Annotated in this window: 16 protein-coding genes; 6 read left to right on the top strand and 10 right to left on the bottom strand. The window is 59.9% G+C overall.

The annotated features are described in order from the left end of the window. Window positions 1-103 precede the first annotated feature (103 nt). Genes AC1DE4_RS21735 through AC1DE4_RS21725 form a run of 3 tightly spaced genes read right to left on the bottom strand, consistent with a single transcriptional unit; the run spans window position 104 to window position 3,186 of the window. Window positions 104-1,204 (bottom strand): D-TA family PLP-dependent enzyme, encoded by a 1,101-nt coding sequence (locus AC1DE4_RS21735; RefSeq protein ID WP_477882959.1) that lies wholly within the window; start codon window positions 1,202-1,204, stop codon window positions 104-106. 16 nt (window positions 1,205-1,220) lie between these two features. Then, window positions 1,221-2,681, bottom strand: coding sequence for a M81 family metallopeptidase (locus AC1DE4_RS21730; protein ID WP_477882957.1), 1,461 nt, complete (start codon window positions 2,679-2,681; stop codon window positions 1,221-1,223). Window positions 2,682-2,700: 19 nt separating this feature from the next. Further along, a complete protein-coding gene (locus tag AC1DE4_RS21725) occupies window positions 2,701-3,186 on the bottom strand; it encodes a hypothetical protein (RefSeq protein ID WP_062376155.1) in 486 nt (161 codons plus the stop codon). Between the two features lie 112 nt (window positions 3,187-3,298). Here AC1DE4_RS21725 and AC1DE4_RS21720 point away from each other — a divergent pair, with 112 nt between their 5' ends. The 6 genes from AC1DE4_RS21720 to AC1DE4_RS21695 all read left to right on the top strand — a co-directional run bounded on the left by AC1DE4_RS21720 (window position 3,299) and on the right by AC1DE4_RS21695 (window position 10,057). Further along, the gene (locus AC1DE4_RS21720; RefSeq protein WP_169683428.1) at window positions 3,299-3,688 is read left to right on the top strand and encodes a RidA family protein; all 390 of its coding nucleotides are present in this window, start codon (window positions 3,299-3,301) and stop codon (window positions 3,686-3,688) included. 22 nt (window positions 3,689-3,710) lie between these two features. Then, complete coding sequence (locus AC1DE4_RS21715; protein ID WP_169683425.1) at window positions 3,711-4,574, top strand: MurR/RpiR family transcriptional regulator; 864 nt, start codon at window positions 3,711-3,713, stop codon at window positions 4,572-4,574. A 27-nt stretch (window positions 4,575-4,601) separates the two neighbouring features. After that, window positions 4,602-5,378: an SDR family oxidoreductase gene (locus tag AC1DE4_RS21710; protein ID WP_477882954.1), complete on the top strand. Its 777-nt coding sequence runs from the start codon at window positions 4,602-4,604 to the stop codon at window positions 5,376-5,378. Window positions 5,379-5,403: 25 nt separating this feature from the next. Then, on the top strand, window positions 5,404-7,323 hold the full coding sequence (locus tag AC1DE4_RS21705; protein ID WP_477882952.1) for a beta-N-acetylhexosaminidase: 1,920 nt from the start codon (window positions 5,404-5,406) through the stop codon (window positions 7,321-7,323). A gap of 8 nt (window positions 7,324-7,331) precedes the next feature. Further along, window positions 7,332-8,768 carry a M81 family metallopeptidase gene (locus AC1DE4_RS21700; RefSeq protein ID WP_477882950.1) on the top strand — a complete coding sequence of 479 codons (1,437 nt, stop codon included), beginning with the start codon at window positions 7,332-7,334 and terminating at the stop codon, window positions 8,766-8,768. An 89-nt stretch (window positions 8,769-8,857) separates the two neighbouring features. Then, a complete protein-coding gene (locus AC1DE4_RS21695; protein ID WP_477882948.1) occupies window positions 8,858-10,057 on the top strand; it encodes an MFS transporter in 1,200 nt (399 codons plus the stop codon). 93 nt (window positions 10,058-10,150) lie between these two features. Here the strand turns inward: AC1DE4_RS21695 and AC1DE4_RS21690 are convergent, their stop codons facing one another. From AC1DE4_RS21690 to melA, 7 genes are all read right to left on the bottom strand, one after another. After that, window positions 10,151-11,476 carry an extracellular solute-binding protein gene (locus AC1DE4_RS21690; protein WP_062376168.1) on the bottom strand — a complete coding sequence of 442 codons (1,326 nt, stop codon included), beginning with the start codon at window positions 11,474-11,476 and terminating at the stop codon, window positions 10,151-10,153. Window positions 11,477-11,569: 93 nt separating this feature from the next. Further along, window positions 11,570-12,421: a carbohydrate ABC transporter permease gene (locus AC1DE4_RS21685; protein WP_025661268.1), complete on the bottom strand. Its 852-nt coding sequence runs from the start codon at window positions 12,419-12,421 to the stop codon at window positions 11,570-11,572. After that, a complete protein-coding gene (locus tag AC1DE4_RS21680) occupies window positions 12,418-13,353 on the bottom strand; it encodes a carbohydrate ABC transporter permease (RefSeq protein ID WP_169683416.1) in 936 nt (311 codons plus the stop codon). Before AC1DE4_RS21680 ends, AC1DE4_RS21685 begins: the two co-directional genes overlap by 4 nt. Continuing rightward, entirely contained in the window at window positions 13,346-14,446 is a 1,101-nt protein-coding gene (locus AC1DE4_RS21675) for an ABC transporter ATP-binding protein (RefSeq protein WP_477882946.1), read from the bottom strand. The genes AC1DE4_RS21680 and AC1DE4_RS21675 overlap by 8 nt, the downstream gene beginning before the upstream one ends. Window positions 14,447-14,691: 245 nt before the next feature. Next, window positions 14,692-16,203 carry an arabinosylfuranosidase ArfA gene (gene arfA / locus AC1DE4_RS21670; RefSeq protein ID WP_477882944.1) on the bottom strand — a complete coding sequence of 504 codons (1,512 nt, stop codon included), beginning with the start codon at window positions 16,201-16,203 and terminating at the stop codon, window positions 14,692-14,694. 106 nt (window positions 16,204-16,309) lie between these two features. Next, entirely contained in the window at window positions 16,310-17,236 is a 927-nt protein-coding gene (locus AC1DE4_RS21665; protein ID WP_025661264.1) for an ArsR/SmtB family transcription factor, read from the bottom strand. 154 nt (window positions 17,237-17,390) lie between these two features. After that, window positions 17,391-18,761, bottom strand: coding sequence for an alpha-galactosidase (melA, locus tag AC1DE4_RS21660; protein ID WP_477882942.1), 1,371 nt, complete (start codon window positions 18,759-18,761; stop codon window positions 17,391-17,393).

The raw sequence follows: 18,761 nt of genomic DNA, 5'->3' as shown, positions 1-18,761 counted from the left end.
CGCGAGCTCAGTTGTCAGCGCGCACCAAAGAGGTTGCCAGCGCGCAAACCTCCACACGAACGAGGCTGGTTGGGAAAGCACCCAAGGCCCTGCACCCACGGCCCTACCAGACAAGACCGCGCGCAGCCACGTTTTCGACGCGCGTCACCACGCCGTCACGATGAAACACCATCGTGTCGAAGAGATTGGAAACAACGCAGGTATGGTTCGGAATGATGCGGATCTTCTCGCCGATCTCAGGACGCTTGTCGCCGCATTTTGAAAGGTCGATGACGCCATGCTCCTCGGAGAGACCAGCAATCACCGCCTCGGGATAGCCGACGACTGTTCCGAAGTCGGAGAAGCCGAGCAGATCGGACGTCAGGGCCTTCGATCCGGCGTCAATGACGGCGCGATCTGCGGTCGGGCGCGACACGACGGTTGCCAGTACATGCATGGCGCAGTCGGCCTCGCTGCAGTGGCCGGCACGGACCATGGAGCGATCGTTGTAGATATAGGTGCCAGCGCGGTGCTCGGTCGCAGCGCTCACGAGATGCGCCTCAAACAGGCTTGGCGTGCCGCCGTTGCTGACAATTGGACAGGCAATGCCGTCAGCGTTCAAGAGCAGCAATGCTTTGCCGAGGAACGCTTGCACAGCCTCGGCGGAAGCGGGCTTCGGGTAGTTGAGGAGGCCGCCGAAGGAAAGCCCCGGTGCGTCGTGAATGCGCTTGGCAAGGTTCTTCGCTTCTTCGGGCGTCTGGACACCGCAGCGCCCGCCACCAGTGTCGCATTCGACAAGAACGGTCAGCGGCTTGCGGGATTGAAAGGTAGAGGACAGGCCGTCGACCGTCACGGCGCTATCGGCAACGACCTTCAGAGCCGAGATCCTGTCGTTGAGCGCGACAAGGCGCTCGAGCTTTTGCGCGCCAAGGATATTGAAGGTGATCAGGATATCTTCGAAGCCGGCCGCGGCGAACACTTCCGCCTCGCTGATCTTCTGACAATTGATGCCCTTGGCACCTGCCGCGATCTGCTCGGTGGCAAGCGCGGGGATCTTGTGCGTCTTGATGTGCGGACGGAAGTTCAGGCCGTGCCTGTCCATGTAGGCCTGTGTGCGGGCAATATTTGCCGCCAGTCGCTCCTCATCGATGATCGGCCGCGGCGTTGAAAGGTCGGCGACCCTGTCGCCCGGCTTGGCGACGACGGCAAACGAATTTTGCTGCATGTGACGGCTCTCCGCGCTAGCGGCCGTGGGGATCTTCGACCATCGGCCAGATGTTCTTCGGCGCCCGACGATAGGGTGTCTTGGCCGGATTGTTGGGATAAGGCGTTCCGGCAGAGCAGTAAATGATCTCCGCAGCGATTTTGGAGAAGGATGCGTAGAAATGATTGGTCGATTTGATGACCAGGATCTTCCTGGACATCGGATCGATGCCCATGACCGAGAAAAGGCTTGGGTCGAAGCTCTGGGCGCGGGTCGAATTCAGAATGATATCGATGCCGTCGAGTACGATGTGCGCTGCATCGCCGAATGGCGCAAAGCTCTCGCCGAAACGCATCTCAGCATTCGTGATGAGCTTCACGACCTTGACGACGCCATCGACCGGGTTGCCGGTGCCGGGTGCGGACTTGGCACCAAAGCGCAGGGGAATTTCGGCCCCCTCTCCCGCCGCCATGCAGATCTGCACCGCCATCGGGTCCCAGATCGTGCCGATCGCAACATCTCTCACACCCCTTGCAAGGAGTTCCTGCAACAGGACGGTGGCATCGCCGGCAGTGCCGCCGCCCGGATTGTCCCAGACGTCGGCGACGACGACCGGCCAGGACGTTGCTGCCACTGCCTGCGTTACGGCCTCAATCTCGTCGATCTGCGGCATGATGAAGGTACCACGCTTCGAAAACAGCTCGAGGCCGAGTTCACGCGCCAGGGCTTCACCCTTCTCCGGTTTGTCGTCGGTGACGACAAGCAGCTTCGTACCCATTTCCGGCACGTCGCCTGCCATGAAGCCGTGAATGACCGAGATCGAGAGGATATCAGCGTCCTCCTTCTCAAGCCGCATGATCTTGTCGACAAAGGAGCGCATCGGATCGCGCGAGGTGGGAAAGACATCGATCATCCGGCAGTCGAAGACGGACATGACGGGTTTTGATCGACCCTCCAGCGCTTGGCTGGCAATGCGCCATAAATCCTCCGCACGATCGACGAAATCGGTGTGCGGGAACTCCTTGAAGTAGACAAAGAAGTCGGCGGCCYGCAGCCTTTTGGCTGTAAGATGACTGTGCGGATCGAGTTCGGCGCAGACAAGGACATCAGGCCCGACAATCGCGCGTACACGCGCCAGTATGTCGCCCTCAGTATCCTCGTAGCCGGCTGCGACCATGGCGCCGTGCAGGCCGAGGATAACGGCGTCGACCGGCATCGCGGCCTCAAGCTGGGTCAGCACCTCATCGCGAAGCCCCTCATAGGTCGAGCGGTTCACCAGTCCGGCCGGGTCCGCCCACGCCGCCGTACCCTCGATCAGCTCCCATCCCTTCTCGGCGCAAACACGCCGCCCTACGGTGATTGGCGCCGTGCAGAGGGTCGGGGTTTCCGGGTGCTGCCCTGGAGGCGCATAAAGGGACGCCTCGAACGCCCGCCGATCGACGCAGATCGGGGAAAACGTATTGGTCTCGGTTGCGAGCGCCGCCGTAAAAATGCGCAAGGGTTTGCCTTTGTGTTGATCAGCCCATCGGGTTCGGCAGGTAGCCGGTGAAGCCGCATATCTTCCAGCGGCCTTCATGCAGGCGGCAATAATAGAGCGTCTGCCACTGCATCACATCACGCGTACCATCGGCCTTGGTAAGGCCGCCATCGAACTTCTTGCGCACCAGCGCCATTTCACCTTCGATCTCGATGTCCTCAAGCGTGGTGGTCGTGAAGATGGCGCTACGGGTGTCCTCAGAGAAGGATTGTGTTGCAAAGTCTCGTGCCTGACGCAGCCACTCGTCACGGTAGGCCGACAAAGTCGGAAACGCCAGGCGCCACTTGTCGGGGCTGACTTGCTTGCGTCCGTCGATGCCGAGGAAGCCTTCCTCGACGAAATCATGCTCGACCATCGACCAGTCGGCAGCCAGGAATGCGTCGATATCGCGCGCTACCAGCATCTCCCAGATCGAGTGGCGGGCAGCGTCCGAAGCAGGAAACGGATTTTTGAAAGGATCGCGCATTATCTCCCCCGCATTGAAATTCTTTTCATGAATGCTGTTTTTCGCTGGTCAAATTCCGCTTTCTATGGTGACTTGTCAACTTAATACGAAAATAATTTGCAAGGATCGACCAATGTCCATCAAGCGTTATGGCACGGTTCAAAAAGGTGCCGGCGGCAAGCCCCTCCCCTTTGCCCGCGCCGTCGAAGCAGACGGATGGCTCTATGTTTCCGGCCAGGTTGCCATGGACAATGGCGAGATCATTGATGGAAACATCGTCGCGCAGACGCACAAGACGATCGAGAACGTGATCGCGATTCTCAACGAAGCCGGCTACGGCGTCGAGCATGTGGTGCGGTGCGGCGTCTGGCTCGACGACCCTCGCGACTTTTGGACCTTCAACGCCATCTATCAGCAATATTTCGGCGACCACCCGCCGGCGCGCGCCTGCGTCCAGTCATCGATGATGGTCGACTGCAAGGTTGAAATCGACTGCGTAGCGTATAAGCCGAAGGATCAATAGCGCAAACGACGGGAGAGCTCGGTTGGACATTTTCTCTACATTGCAGGAAGAGAAGCCCCGGCTTTCGCCCTCGGAAAACCGTATCGCGGATATCCTTCTCAATGACTTCGAGTTCGCGGTGAACGCCTCGATCATCGAGCTTGCCGAAAAGGCTGACGTATCGCCGCCGACGGTCACGCGCTTCTGCCGGCGGCTTGGCTGCGAAAGCTTCTCCGATTTCAAGGTCCAGCTTGCCCGAACAGCCTATGTCGGGATGCGGTACCTGAAACCTGAGCCGAAAAGCACCAATCCGGGCGATGTCGCGCAAGACATCATAACAAAGGCCCAGAACGCTCTCTTCCTGCTTCATCGTTCACTTGATCTTGCTGCCATCGAGCTTGCCGCCGGGCGACTTGCACGCGCCGACATGATTTATGCCTTCGGCTCTGGTGGCAATTCATCAATGATTGCCAGTGAATTGCAAAACCGCCTGTTTCGCTTCGGCCTGCATGTCACCGCAAGCTCCGATCACGGCATGCAATTGATGATGGCCGCCGCCGCCAAGCAGACCGACGTGCTGATCGGCTCGTCCTTCACCGGGCGCAACACCGAGCTCGTGCGTGCCTTCGCTCTTGCGCGCGAGTCGAAGGTGACGACGATCGCGCTCACCCAGAGCAATAGCCCGGTCGCGCAAGCAGCCGAAATCGTCGTGCCGATCGATTTGCAAGAGGGCAACAATATCTTCCGGCCCACCTCCACGCGCATCGCCTATCTGGCGGCGGTCGATATTCTCGCCAGCCTCGTCGCCTATGCCATCCAGCCAAAGGCGGCAGTGGCGCTGCGCCGCATCAAGCAGCAGCTCGTTGCCCACCGCGATGGCGATGACCGGCAACTGCTCGGGGACTGACCATTCCATGCCAAAGAGGGGTAGAGAATGACAAAGACGGTAGCAATCGTGACCGGTGCTGCGGGTGACATAGGCCGTGCGATTGCCGAGCGGCTTGCCGAGGATCACGATACCATCCTGATGGTCGACATCGACTTTGCCGCCGCCGAGAGGGCCGCCCGCACGCTGGGCGCGGCCGAACGCTTCATCGCGTGTGGCTGTGATGTAACGAATGAGGCAAGTGTTGCCGAGATGGCGAAGCGTGCCGCGACGCTCGGTGCCGTCAGGACGCTGGTCAACAATGCCGGTGCTGCGCGCGCCGTCAGCCTGCACGATACCACGGCCGAGATCTGGCGGATGGACAATGCCCTCAATCTGGAGGCGGCGTTCCTCTGCTTCCGCGCCGTCGAGGGACAGCTCGAAGCGACGAAGGGCTCGGTTGTCAACATTGCATCCGTCAACGGCATGAACGTCTTCGGCCATCCTGCCTACAGCGCAGCGAAAGCCGGACTGCTGCATCTGACCAAACTGATTGCGGTGGAATATGGAAAGCTCGGGATCCGCTCGAATTCGGTTGCGCCCGGCACCGTGCGTACGCAGGCCTGGGAGGCGCGTGCTGCCGCCAATCCTAATGTCTTTGAGGAAGCGCGCCGCTGGTACCCGCTACAGCGGGTTGTCGATCCCCGGGATGTCGCCAATGCCGTTGCATTCCTGGCTGGCCCGCAGGCCGCCGCCATCACCGGCGTCTGCCTGCCGGTGGACTGCGGCCTGACCGCCGGTCAGGCGGAACTTGCCCGTACCTTTTCGCAATCCGAGCACTACTGAAAGACATAGCAAGAGAGGAACAGATATGACTGTGGCGCCCTACCGCCTGGAAAGTTCGTGGCAGCCGGATGGTGGCCCGAACGGCCGCTTTACCTTTTCCCTTTTCAATCTTTCCGATGTTGCGCTTTCCGGCTTCACGCTGGTCTACACCTCGCTGACGCGTGTCATCGATGCCAAGGCCTGCGAAAATGCCACCTTTGTGCGCCGCAATGCCAATTTTCACGAGTTTGCACCGCCAACCGACTTCGCCCTCGAACCGGGCAAGAGCTGGACTTTCACCGTCAGTGGCCTGCACAGGCCCGCGCGCCACTGCACCGATGGCGCCAAGTCCGCCTATGTGACGCTGGCTGATGGCAAGCATGTCACGGTTGGAGTGTCCGATCTGCTGCTTGAAGGTCGCGTCAATGAACCGCCGCCGATGCTTCTCCCGGAAGGCAGGCTCACGCTTCCATTCTCGTTGCAGCCATGGCCGGCAGAAATCGACGCCAGGCCCGGCGATGGCTTTCCTGTCGTTCTCTATCCCGCCGAAGGATCCTCGGCTGACGACGTGCGCGCCGTCTCAACTGCCCTTTCGCTCTTCCGGCGCCTCTTTGAGAGCGACCACGCACCTTACAATCTCGTGGCCTCGCCGCAGGGCCGGGCCCTGCAGTTTTCGGTTGATCCGACGATAGCTCCGGAAGGCTACAAGCTTGCCTTCTCGCCTGCGACGATCACGCTATCCTTTGCCGACGCTGCCGGACGTCAATACGGGCTGACTTCGCTTTCGCAACTCCTGCATGGCGCCCGCAGCCATCCACAGACCTTCCGCTTTCCCGTCTCCGGGACAATTTCCGACAAGCCGCGATACGGTTGGCGGGGGTGCCATCTCGACGTTTCGCGGCAGTTCTATCCGGTCGCTGATATCAAACGCCTGATCGACATCCTTGCCTGGTTGAAGGTCAACATCTTCCATTGGCATCTGACTGACGATGAGGCATGGCGGCTTGAGATCAAGGCCTATCCGGAACTGACGACGACGGGCGTCTTGCGAGGGCCGGATGAGCCGCTCCTGCCTCAACTCGGCAACAGTGCCGAACCGGTTGGCGGCTTTTATTCCCAGGAGGACGTTCGCGACATTGTCGCTCACGCCGCGAGCTTGAACGTCGAGATCATCCCCGAAATCGATATTCCGGGCCACAGCACGGCCACCTTGACGGCGCTGCCTGATCTGTCCGACGGACAGGAGGCGCCGGACAGCTATCACTCCGTGCAGGGCTATCCGAACAACGCGCTCAATCCAGCCGTGCCCGGGACCTACGAATTCCTCGAGAACGTGCTCGACGAGATGGTCGAGCTTTTCCCCTCTTCCTATCTCCACATCGGTGGTGACGAGGTGGCGAACGGCTCGTGGCTTGCCTCCCCGCTTGCCAAGGCGCTGATGGAGAAGGAGGGGATTTCAGGAACGTTTGCGCTACAATCCTATTTCCTCAAGCGCGTGAAGGACATGCTGAGCGCGCGTGGTCGCAAACTGGCCGGTTGGAACGAAGTGGCTCATGGCGGCGGTGTCGCCGCCGCAGACACGTTGCTGATGGCTTGGGAGAACCCGCAGGTCGGGATCGATCTCGCCAGGCAAGGCTACGAGGTCGTCATGACCCCTGGCCAGGCCTACTATCTCGACATGGTGCAGGCGGAGGCCTTTCAGGAGCCCGGTGCAAGCTGGGCCGGGACAGTGCCGCCGGCCCACACCTATGCCTATGAGGCAGAAGGTGAATTTCCGGAAGAACTGAAGGACAGGATGAAGGGCGTTCAGGCCTGTATCTGGTCGGAACACTTTCTGTCGCGCGGCTATTTCAACCGGCTGGTCTTCCCACGGTTGCCGGCAATTGCCGAGGCCGCGTGGACGCCGCGGGCGATGAAGGACTGGCATCGCTTCGCCGCGATCGTTCCCCTTAGCCCAAAACTGTGAGGCCGGCGATGCGGATTGCGGTTGGCGGAATTCATACGGAATGCAGCACCTATTCGCCGGTGCTGATGGCGGTCGACGATTTTCGCGTCCTGCGTGCGGCCGATCTCCTTGCTTCCGACTATTTCAGTTTTCTCGATGCTGAAAGGGTTGAACATCTCCCGCTACTTCACGCACGCGCCGTGCCCGGTGGCCCGGTTTCCACTGTTGCATATGAGGCGTTCAAGGCGGAGTTCCTTGATCGATTGAAGGCTGTCCTGCCGGTCGACGGGCTTTACCTTGCAATGCATGGCGCCATGAATGTCGAGGGCATGGAGGATGCCGAAGGCGACTGGATCGCGGCGGCCCGCTCCGTCGTCGGTCCGGACTGCGTGGTCGCTGCAAGCTATGATTTGCATGGCAATGTCAGTCAGAAGATCGTCGACCAACTCGACATTTTCGCGGCCTATCAAACCGCACCGCACATCGACGTCAGGGACACAATGATACGTGCCTGGTCGATGCTTGTGGACGCCTTGAGATCCGGCAGACGACCCGGTGTGGCCTGGACACCGGTGCCGGTGCTCTGGCCGGGCGAGCGAACCTCGACCGAGGACGAGCCTGCAAGAAGCCTTTACAAGGCTCTGCCTGACATCGACCGGCGCGCCGGCATTCTCGATGCAAATCTGATGATCGGCTATGTCTGGGCGGACGAACCGCGGGCGAGCGCCTGCGCGGTTGTCACAGCGACCGACAGACAGGCGGCGGCACGAGCAGCTGAAGAGATCGCCGCATCCTATTGGAATGCGCGGGAAAACTTTGTTTTTGGGCCGATGACCGGGCCGCTCGAACAGATGCTTGAATTGGCGGAGGAAGCCTCTACAGCGCCTGTGATCCTAGCGGATTCAGCCGACAATCCGACAGGGGGCGGTGTCGGGGATCGCGCTGATGTGCTCAAGGCTTTGCTGGAGCGGCGGTTCGACGGGGCGCTGCTTGCCGGCATTACGGATCGGCCGGCTGTCGAGGCGTGCTTTGCCGCCGGCAAGGGCGCAAGGATCGGGCTCGATATCGGTGCGACGCTTGACCCGTCGAGCTCGCCTGTCCACGTGGAAGCAGAGGTTGTCTTCCTCGATGATCCCGGCGCCTTTGACGAGCGTCAGGCGGTGGTGCGGACGGGAGGGATTACGGTCGTGCTTGCTGGCCGCCGGCGGCCCTATCACAACATCGCCGATTTCACGCGCCTTGGGCTCGATCCAAAGTCAGTGCGCATGCTGGTGGTGAAGTCGGGCTACCTTTCTCCAGAACTTGCGCCGATCGCCAACCCAAACCTGATGGCGCTGACTGAGGGGGTGGTGAACCAGGACATCGAAGCTCTGGTGAGCAAACGACGCATCCGGCCGGTCTTTCCCTTTGACCGCGACTTTGCCTATACGCCGCAGGCACGCCTTTCGGCGCGGTGGAAAGACTGATTTTTTTCCTGGCAGGTTTCGGCCTCGCGTCGAACCTGTTAAGGCGTCTCGATCCGCATCGCCGGTTGATTTCCTTCCCTCGACCCATCATGACCCGTTTTCTGCCTGATGTATTCCGCAACCCGACAGTTCGGGTCAGCATGCTTGCGATCTTCGCCTTTGGCTTTGCCGGCGCGGCGACCTCGCCATATCAAGCGGTCATCGCGATCCGCGAGCTTGGCCTGAGCAATGGCCTCTACTCGGCGCTGATCTTTGCTGCAGCAGCCGTCAATGTCACCGTCAGCATCCTGCTCGGCAATCTTGCGGACAGACTTGGTGAGTTCCGCAGGCTGATGCTGTCGGTCGCCGTGTTCGGCATCTTCGGCTATGGCGCGGTCTACGTCTTTCCGGCACCGGCAACCTTTGTCCTCAGTGCGCTGTTGCTCCTGCCAATCTACAACGCGCTCAATTCCCTGCTCTTTGCCAATGTGCGCGCCACCACCAACGGTATGCCACGCGGTGACGTGGCGACGGTAAACTCCGGCGTGAGAGCGATGATTTCACTCTCCTGGGTGCTGGTCCCAGGGCTTGTCGGTATACTCCTGTCGCGGTCAACAAGCATGCTGCCCGCCTATCTCTTCGCAAGCCTTGCCTGCCTGGTGTGCCTCTGCCTGATCGCCGCGTTCCTGCCACGCCAGAGCGGAACCGACAATGCAGCCACGCATCATCTTTCCTATCTTGCTGCACTCGCAGAAGTCATCTCACCTCGCGTCTTCGTCCGCGTGATCGCGGTGGCRCTGATCAGCAGCACCCTTCACGTGAACGGTGCCATCCTGCCACTGATCGTTACGGGCCCCGCACACGGGACGGTCGGCGATATCGGGATCCTGGTTGGCATCGTTGCCCTGCTCGAGGTGGTCTTCATCGTCGTCTGGGGCCGTGCCCAACGGATCATGAGCCACGTTACGGCGCTGGCGATCGGCACGATCATCTATGTCGTGTACCTTCTGTTGCTCGGCTTTGCCTCTGCGCCATGGCATGTTTACGCCTTGACCCTCATCAGTGGTGTCGGCGCGGCAGCACTCATCAGCATTCCGATCACCTACCTGCAGGATCTGATCGCAGAGCGGCCGGGCCTTGGCAGTGCGCTGATATCCGTCAACATCTTTGTCAGCGCGGGGCTGAGCGCCCTTCTCTTTGCGATCGGCACTGGCGTCAGCGGCTATTCCGGTACGGCAATCATCGGTGCTGCAGCAGGGCTTTGCGGGCTTTTCCTGCTGCTTTTCTTTGACGGGGACAAACGGCGCTGAGACCGGAAAATCTCCAACCAGCCCCCCTTCAACTGCAAATGCCCGCCGCGGAGCGCGGCGGGCATTTGCTCTCTTGGCTTGGGAGAATAAGCCTCAGATGTTGGCGAGCAACTCGTTGATGCGCTGTTCCATATCGGTGAGCGCTGCATCGATCTCCTTCTGACCGGTGATCGCAGCACTCATTTCCTGGCCGATAATGTCCTGGATCGCAAACTGGCGCTGGACGGTCGACGGCAGCGGAGTGCCGAGCGTGGCGATTGCTGAAATCGTGTCACGATGCGGCAGAGCCTTGAACTGATCGGAAGCCAGAACCGCCTTGACAGCTGGCAGGTGGCCGGTCCGCGACCAGTCGAAGTCGTTGTCGTGGAAGAACTTCAGGAACTTGCCGATGGCAGCTGTCTGCTCGTCGCTGCGGTCCTTCTGCGACACTGCCCAGCTGTGGCCGTCGGCATATTGCGCCTTCTTGCCCGGGAAGAGCTGCGGATAGGGATAAACGGCATAGCCGCCGGCGTTCAGCGCGGTACCTGCCTTTTCGGAGGATGCCGTATAGTCGCCGATGACCCAGGTGCCGTTCAGGTGAACGCCGCCCTCGCCTGCGAGGAAGGCGTTGATGCCGGCCGCATAGTCAAGATCCTTGGTGGTATAACCGTTGTCGTAGATCGCCTTGTACATCTCGAGGACTTTCTTGGCCTCGGGCGTATTGATCTTCACCTGCTTCGGATCGGCAAAGAAGTTCGAATCCTGCTGGAACAGGTAGGTATAAAGATTGCGGGTATAAAGCGCGACTTCGTTCGCCAGGTTCTGGACAAAGTATGGCTTGCCGGTCTTTTCCTTGAACTGCTTGGCCTGAGCCATGAGTTCATCAACGCTGGTCGGCAACTTCGGCGTGCCGTCGGCGTTGAGGAGATCGGCCTTTTTGAAAAGGTCCAAGTTGATGTGGTACAGCATGGTCCAGTTGTCGATCGGCAGACCGTAGATCTTGCCGTCCTTGGTCACGCCGTTCAAGCTGGCATCGGTGAAGTCGGAAGACGCAACGCCAACGGACTTCAGGACGTCGTCCAGCGGCATCAGCAGGCCCTTGGACTGATAGTCAGCCAGTACCGACTGGTGGATAGTAACGATATCCGGCGGGTCGCCGGCAGCGAACTGTGCCGTCAGCTGGTCATAACCCGGCCATTCGACGGTCGTCACCGTCACATGCACATCCGGATTGTCCGCGTTGAACTTGTTGATAAGCGAGGTGATGATACCGCATTCCCCGACAGCCTTGCTGACATCGGTATTGGTGCCGAAGTCGGCATCGCACGCGCCGAAGAAGCGCTGAACCGTCAGTTCGGTGGCGGCAAAGGCCGGGCTTGCGCCGGCAAGGGCAATCACCGAGGCCGCCGCAAGCATGTATTTTCTGAAAGTATGCGTCATTCCAACTCCTCCTCTTTGGGGTTCCCCACCCCTTGACGTGAGCCCCCTCCTCGGGAGCCGGTTGCACTTAAAACGTGGTCTCTGTCGCCAGCCCTAGCGCACGGCGGTGCCGGATACGGCCGTCACGATGTATTTCTGGAAGAACAGGTAAAGGATAAGGATCGGCGCGCTGGCGAAGACTGCCTGGGACATCAGGAAGCCGAGACCTTGAGACTGCGCGAAATTCATCTGGGTCGAGGCGATCCCGACGGTCAGCGTAAACATCTCCTTGCGGGTGCCTGAAATCAGCGGCCAGAGATAGTCATTCCAGGCGCTGAAGAAGGTGAAGATGCCAAGCGTTGCCTGTGCCGGAATGGTGAGCGGCAGGAGCACCTTCCAGAAGATCTTGAAGCGGCTGGCGTTGTCGAGCAGGGCCGCCTCGTCCAGCTCCTTGGGGATGGCGCGAAAATACTGCGTCATCAGGAAGACGCCGAAGGGTGCCGAAAGCCCCGGCAGGATCAGCCCCGGATAGGTGTTGTGGAGCTTCAGCCAGCCAAAGATCTGCTGGCGGGCAATCAGCACGGCCTGTTCCGGCACGGCAAGGCCGAGCAGCACGATGACGAAAAGCACGTTGCGGTAAGGAAAGTTCAGCCGCGCGAAGCCATAGCCGGCAAGCGAGGAAAGGACCAGCGTCGCGAGCGTCAGGCCGCCCGAAACGATGGTGCTGTTTAACACCCAGCGGAAAACCGAGGAGGTGCCGATGACATCGATATAGTTCTTGATCGTGTAGGGCGCGCGGAAGACGGAGTTCATGTCCAGCATGAGTTCCTTGTTGTCCTTCACGGAGAGCGCCACCACCCAGACGACCGGCGCCACCATGACGAGGGCCAGCGCGATCACCAGGCCGAGGATGATGCGGTCACCCAAGGTGCGGCCGACGATATTGCCCGAGACAGATCCGCTCATCCCTCTTCTCCCTTGCGCCGCGTGGCGATGTACTGCGCCATGGCGGCAATCAGGATCATCATGAACAGGACTTCGGAAGCGGCAGCACCGAGCCCGAGGTCCCACTTGGTGAAAGCGGCCTCGTAAATGTAGAGGACGACCGGCTTGGAGACGTTGTTGGGGCCACCGTTCGTCATCAGCCGCGCCTGGCCGAAGAGCTGGAACTGCAAGACGATCTGGATGATGACGACGAGCACGAAGGTGCGCTTGATCGAGGGCAGCGTGATGTACCAGAGCGTGCGCCAGCGGCTGGCATTGTCGAGAGCTGCCGCCTCGTAGATCTCGCCAGGCACCTGCTGCAGAGCCGAAAGGAAGAGCATCATCGGCAGGCCGATGCACCACCAGACGGTGGCGATCGCAATGCCGATCATGGCAATCCGCGGATCAGAGAGAAAAGCGGGCGCAGTCGCTCCGAACCAGCCATAGATCGTCGCCAGCAAACCGAAATTGCCGATGAAGACGATACGCCAGATCAGCGTCACGATCGTCACCGACAGGACCGAAGAGGAAAAATAGAAGGCGCGCAGCACGGCGGCGGTGCGGGTGCGGCGGTTCAGAGCCAGCGCCAGAAGCAGGCCGATGATCGCCAGCGCCGGCACCGTCAGGAAGACGAAATAGAAGGTGTTGCCGATCGCCTGCAGGAAGATACGGTCGTTATAGAGGCGGATATAGTTGGTCAGGCCGACAAACTTGCCGACGCCGAAGGCGTCCGCCTTGTGCAGGCTCAGCCAGATGCCCCAGAAGAGCGGCACGACGAGAAGGGCCACGAAGACGAGGAGATAGGGCGCGACGAAGAGGGCATTGCGCCATTGCGGCGCATTGATGTTCTGGATGTTGCGCCGTTCGGCGGCCGCAGCCGTCGCCTCGGCACGATCGAGTGCGGCCTCAGCCATGACCGGCCTCCTCATTGTGCCAGGCGTGACCGGCATCATCGAAGAGATGCGTGCGCGTCCCGTCGAGCGTCAGCCCCACCTCGTCGCCGATTGCCACGCGGCTGTTGCCGATGTCCTCGGCAATGACGACGCTGCCATCCTTGAGGCGCGTATAAAGAAGGGTGCGATCACCAAGACGCTCGAGGACATCCACCTTGCCCGTCGTCGTCGCAGCAACGCCGTTGGCGAGCTTGACGGCCTCAGCACGAATGCCCAGCGAGTACTCGCCACCCTTGACCCCAGCTGCGCGGATGGCGGTCTTGAGTTGCGTGCCGTCGGGAAGCTTTGCGCGCAGGAAACCGTTTTCTTCCGACAGGGCGACGCTCAGGAAGTTCATGGTCGGAGAGCCGACAAAAGTGGCGACGAAACGGCTGGCCGGACGCGAGTAGATCTCCATCGGCGTGCCGATCTGCTCGATCTTGCGATTGTTCATGACGACAATGCGGTCGGCGAGCGTCATTGCCTCGATCTGATCATGCGTCACGAAGATCATCGTCGATCTCACCCGATTGCGCAGCTGGGCGAGTTCGACGCGGGTGCGAACGCGCAACGCCGCATCGAGGTTGGACAGCGGCTCGTCGAAGAGGAACGCCTTCGGTTCCTTGACGATGGCGCGGCCAATGGCGACGCGCTGGCGCTGGCCGCCGGACAGCTGGCCGGGCTTGCGCTCCAGGAGGTGGCCGATCTCGAGCATGCGGGCTGCTTCGGCAATTCGCTTCGAGATCACATCGCTCGATAAGTTGATGTTGCGCAGTCCGAAGGCCATGTTGTCGGCCACCGTCATGTGCGGGTAAAGCGCATAGGACTGGAACACCATGGCGATGTCGCGTTGACCGGGCGGCAACGTGTCGATGCGCTCGCCATTGATGGAGATCGTGCCGTCATCCACGCTTTCCAGCCCAGCGATCATGCGCAACAGCGTCGATTTTCCGCAGCCCGACGGCCCCAGGAAGACCAGGAACTCGTTGGCCTTGATCGACAGTGACAATCCGTCGAGGACGGTCATCGAGCCGTAGCGCTTGGTGACATTCTGAATTTCGATATTCGCGGTCATCCGGCTGCTCCTGGATTGCAGTCAGAACCCGAAAAACCGATATGGACACATGGCAGGCGTGCTGAGAGCGAGTATGCATCCGCTTTTATCGGCGAATGTCCCTCAGTCAGTGATAGTGCCAGAACAGAAGCTGTCGCTCCCATCTCTTCCTCCCAGTGGCACGTCAAAACCGGTGCGCTGACGTTAAATCATACAATTGCTTTGTCAACACATCGTTTGATATGTATCAGCAAAGCGGATTTATATTATGCCTGCAGGCGGATCATCCTGTAGGAGAGCGGCGCGATCCTGGCGCTGAGCTTGCCATCGGCAAAGCTCGTGCCCGTGACGGCCTTCGCCACGACGTTGTCGGGCTTGTCGGCGGTATTGGTGATGTTGAGATCCGCATGGGCCACGACCTGATCGTCGATGACCCGCAAGGCGCCGAATTCGAGCAGGCTCGCATCGAGATCGAGCGTCTCGGTTCCGTGGCGGTTGACGATGAAGAAGGTCACCGTCTTCTTGTCCGCATCATGGACCGCCGATACGTCGAGGTAGGGCACATCTCCAAGGTCGTCGACCTTGTAGCTCGGGCTGTCGACCATCAGTTTCAGCGCAGTTCCACGCCCGTAGACGGAAGCGAAATAGTAGGGATAGAAGATTGTCTGACGCCACGCCGGGCCGCCCGGGACCGTCATGATGGGTGCAATGACGTTGATGAGCTGCGCCAGGCAGGCAATCTTGACGACATCGGCGCGATTGATGAAGGTGTTGAGAATGCAGCCAACCTGGAGCACGTCCTCGAAGTTGTAGTCATCTTCCAGAAGGGCCGGCGCATGCGGCCAGCCATTGGCGCCGGCAAGCGTTGCCTTGTCGCGCTCCTTGGAGTGGTACCAGACGTTCCACTCGTCGAAGGAGATATAGACGTTCTTTGCCGAGCGCTTCTTCGCCTTGACGTAATCGATGACGCCTGCGACCGTGCCGATGTAATTGTCCAGCTCGATGCTGCGGGCGAGATAGTTGGCCGTGTTCTTTGCGCGGTTTTCGAAGTACATGTGCAGCGAGATGTAGTCGACCTCATTGTAGGTGTGGTCGAGGACGGTTGCCTCCCACTCCGGATAGGTCGGCATGTGTGCGTTGGACGAGCCGCAGACGACGAGTTCGAGGGAGCTGTCAAAGGCGCGCATGGCCTTGGCGGTTTCATGTGCCAGACGGCCATATTCGTCCGCCGTCTTGTGGCCGATCTGCCAGGGTCCGTCCATTTCGTTGCCGAGGCACCAGAGCTTGACGTCCCAGGGCTCCTTTCTTCCGTTGGCAATGCGCTTGTCACTCCACTCGCTGCCGCCAGAATGATTGACATATTCGAGGAAGTTGCGCGCCTCGTCGAGGCCACGCGAACCGAGGTTGACGGCCAGCATCATCTCCGTATTCGCCGAGACACACCACTCCGCGAATTCGTGGATGCCGACCTGGTTGCTTTCGGATGTATGCCAGGCAAGGTCGAGGCGAGTCGGACGGTCTTCCTTGGGGCCGATACCGTCTTCCCAATTGTAGGCCGAGACGAAATTGCCGCCGGGATAGCGTACGATCGGAACATTCAATTCCTTGACGAGATCGATGACGTCCCTGCGCATGCCGTTCTCGTCGGCGGTCGCATGATCCGGCTCATAGATGCCCGTATAGACGGCCCGACCGAGATGCTCGATGAACGAGCCGTAAAGGCGCGGGTCGATGTCCGAGATCGTGTATTTGCTGTGTGCTGTAACCGCGGCCTTCATGAGATCCTCCACTGTATCGTCATTTGTGATTTGTATCACAATTTGAGATGAATAAAGCGGAAGCCCGGGGCGTGGTCAAGACCAAAATGCAGAAAATCGGACAGACTTACCGAGTCTTGAGACGCAGCAGAATGTCCTGGTCGTAATTGCCGAATCCGCGCCCGAAGATGTTGATGCCGCCAGGATGCTTGGCGTTGTCGCGCACACCGATGCGCAAGCGGATCGAATGATGTTCGTCGAGCTTCAGGTCAGCGAGCGTGATCTCGGAAATGCGCAGTCCATCGACAAAGGCGCCGTCGTCATTGATGCGGAAGTTCTTCAACTTGCCGTACTGAGATCCCTTCAGCTTCCACCAATCCGGGGTGAATACACCGCGTTTGTCGCCAAAATCACCCGGAGACGTCCAGGTTCCGATATCGACCCCGTTGACCGTCAGGGTTATGTCGGAGGGCCAGTCGGCGCTGGTACCGGGAACCTCGGAGCTTAGCTCCATCAGGAACTCGATTTCGCGGATGCTGGTATTCGTCAATCGCGCATTGTTGGGAAACTGATATTCAACATGGCCGCGTGTGAACCAGATGAGCCCCGCCTTCATGCGGTCGGGATCAAGGAAGGTATTGGGCACATCGAGCAACCCGATGATGCCGTCGGCCGAGCAAAGTCCGCAAGGCGCCGTCACCTCGAAGCTCGTATAGAGACCAAGCGGCATCGATACCTCGATCGCGTCTGGTTCAGTTTCCTTGATTTCATTCTTGAAGACCACAAGGATCTCGTCATAAACGCTGCGGCAGACCTTCTGATTGCCCTTGCGGGCCTTCTGGGTTTCCGTGTGGATAAGCCCCGCCTCTTCCAACATCTGGACGTTGGTCGACACGCTGGATTGCGGCAGATCAAGGATATCAGCTATTTCGTTGACGTTGAGCGCGCCCTTCTCGTGCAGAAGCTTCAACACCGCCACGCGAGCCGGCGATGCCAGTCCCTTGAGGATAGGCATACCCTCTTCGGGGTCGACGACAAGGAAGCTGCGGCTCATGGGGCTCCGATCGGCACAGGACAAGATTACGCAATTGGTTCTATATCAGAGATATTGATTTAATCAATCGGGCCGTCGATTTTATGTGCCCGATAGCAAAAGTCCCGCGGCGATGCCGCGGGACCTCTTGGGGCCGTGACCGGGAGAGAGATGGTCAGGCGGCCTGAACCTTGCGGCCGGTGCGCGCCCATGCGGGCAACCAGTCACCGTGGGCGGCCAGCAGTTCGTCCACCATCGACCAGATCTGGTCGAGGTCGAGTTCGGCCGCCGTATGAGGGTCCATCATGGCGGCATGGTAGATGTGCTCGCGATTTTCCGTCATCAGCGCCTGGACCGTCAGCTCCTGGACATTGATGTTGGTGCGCATGAGTGCTGTGAGCTGCGGCGGCAGGTTGCCAATGAACGTCGGCTGGATGCCGGATGCATCAACGAGGCACGGCACTTCGGCGGCGCAATTGGACGGCAGCGACGTGATGCAGCCATTGTTGCGGACGTTGCCGTAGATGACGGACGGCTCACCCGTCCATACCGAATTGATGATCGAGGACGCGTATTCCTTCGACTGCTTGACCTCGATCTTGTCGGCCGAACGGTAGGCCTCGGCCTGCCCCTTCCAGCGCTCGATCTGTTCGATGCAGCGCTTCGGATATTCGTCGAGCGGAATGCCGAACTTCTCGATCAGATCCTCGCGGCCCTCCTTGATGAAGTAAGGCGTATATTCGGCAAAATGCTCCGAGCTTTCAGTGACAAAGTAGCCGAGACGGGTCAGCATCTCGTAACGGACCTTGTTCGGGCAACGCGGGTTCCAGCCGGGCTTCGGCGCACGGCCTTCGCGATAGGCGCGCACGAGATCCGGATAGAGATCCTTGTAGGAGCCATCTGGCTGGCGATGTTCGAATTTCAGATAGAAGGCCATGTGATTGATGCCGGCCGAACGGTAACGGATATCCTCGTAGGGAATGTCGAGGTCGTGGGCCAGTTCCATTGCCGTGCCCTGCACGGAGTGGCAGAGACCGACCTGCCTGATCGTGGGATATTTTTCCGCGATCGCCCAGGTATTGATCGCCATCGGGTTGACATATTGCAGCATGATCGCCTCGGGGCAGACAGCGAGCATGTCCTCGCAGATCTTCCAGAGATGCGGCACTGTTCGCAGGCCCCGCATGATGCCGCCGACGCCAAGTGTATCGGCAATCGTCTGGCGCAGACCGTATTTCTTCGGAACTTCGAAGTCGGTCACTGTGCAGGGCTCGTAGCCGCCGATCTGGAAGGCGACGACGACGAAGTCGGCGCCAGCCAGGGCCTTGCGCTGGTCTGAATAGGTCTCCGCCTTGGCCTTGACGCCAAGAGTCGAGATCAGCTTGTTGACAACGACGGCGCTTTCTTCAAGCCGCTGCGGGTTGATGTCCATCAAGGCGATGGTCGCACCCGACAGCGCCGGGCGCTGCAGCACGTCGCCGACGATGTTCTTCATGAAGACGGTGGAGCCAGCTCCGATGAACGTAATCTTTGGATTTCTTGCCAT

The organism is Rhizobium sp. 10N414 (genome assembly GCF_056394785.1).
This window is presented reverse-complemented; position numbering and strand designations above follow the sequence as displayed.

Excerpts from the sequence above, each read along its gene's own strand:
- AC1DE4_RS21735 (WP_477882959.1), bottom strand. The coding sequence starts at position 1,204 with ATGCAGCAAAATTCGTTTGCCGTCGTCGCCAAGCCGGGCGACAGGGTC.
- AC1DE4_RS21725 (WP_062376155.1), bottom strand. The coding sequence starts at position 3,186 with ATGCGCGATCCTTTCAAAAATCCGTTTCCTGCTTCGGACGCTGCCCGC.
- AC1DE4_RS21720 (WP_169683428.1), top strand. The coding sequence starts at position 3,299 with ATGTCCATCAAGCGTTATGGCACGGTTCAAAAAGGTGCCGGCGGCAAG.
- AC1DE4_RS21710 (WP_477882954.1), top strand. The coding sequence starts at position 4,602 with ATGACAAAGACGGTAGCAATCGTGACCGGTGCTGCGGGTGACATAGGC.
- AC1DE4_RS21705 (WP_477882952.1), top strand. The coding sequence starts at position 5,404 with ATGACTGTGGCGCCCTACCGCCTGGAAAGTTCGTGGCAGCCGGATGGT.
- AC1DE4_RS21700 (WP_477882950.1), top strand. The coding sequence starts at position 7,332 with ATGCGGATTGCGGTTGGCGGAATTCATACGGAATGCAGCACCTATTCG.
- AC1DE4_RS21690 (WP_062376168.1), bottom strand. The coding sequence starts at position 11,476 with ATGACGCATACTTTCAGAAAATACATGCTTGCGGCGGCCTCGGTGATT.
- AC1DE4_RS21685 (WP_025661268.1), bottom strand. The coding sequence starts at position 12,421 with ATGAGCGGATCTGTCTCGGGCAATATCGTCGGCCGCACCTTGGGTGAC.
- AC1DE4_RS21680 (WP_169683416.1), bottom strand. The coding sequence starts at position 13,353 with ATGGCTGAGGCCGCACTCGATCGTGCCGAGGCGACGGCTGCGGCCGCC.
- AC1DE4_RS21675 (WP_477882946.1), bottom strand. The coding sequence starts at position 14,446 with ATGACCGCGAATATCGAAATTCAGAATGTCACCAAGCGCTACGGCTCG.
- arfA (WP_477882944.1), bottom strand. The coding sequence starts at position 16,203 with ATGAAGGCCGCGGTTACAGCACACAGCAAATACACGATCTCGGACATC.
- AC1DE4_RS21665 (WP_025661264.1), bottom strand. The coding sequence starts at position 17,236 with ATGAGCCGCAGCTTCCTTGTCGTCGACCCCGAAGAGGGTATGCCTATC.
- melA (WP_477882942.1), bottom strand. The coding sequence starts at position 18,761 with ATGGCAAGAAATCCAAAGATTACGTTCATCGGAGCTGGCTCCACCGTC.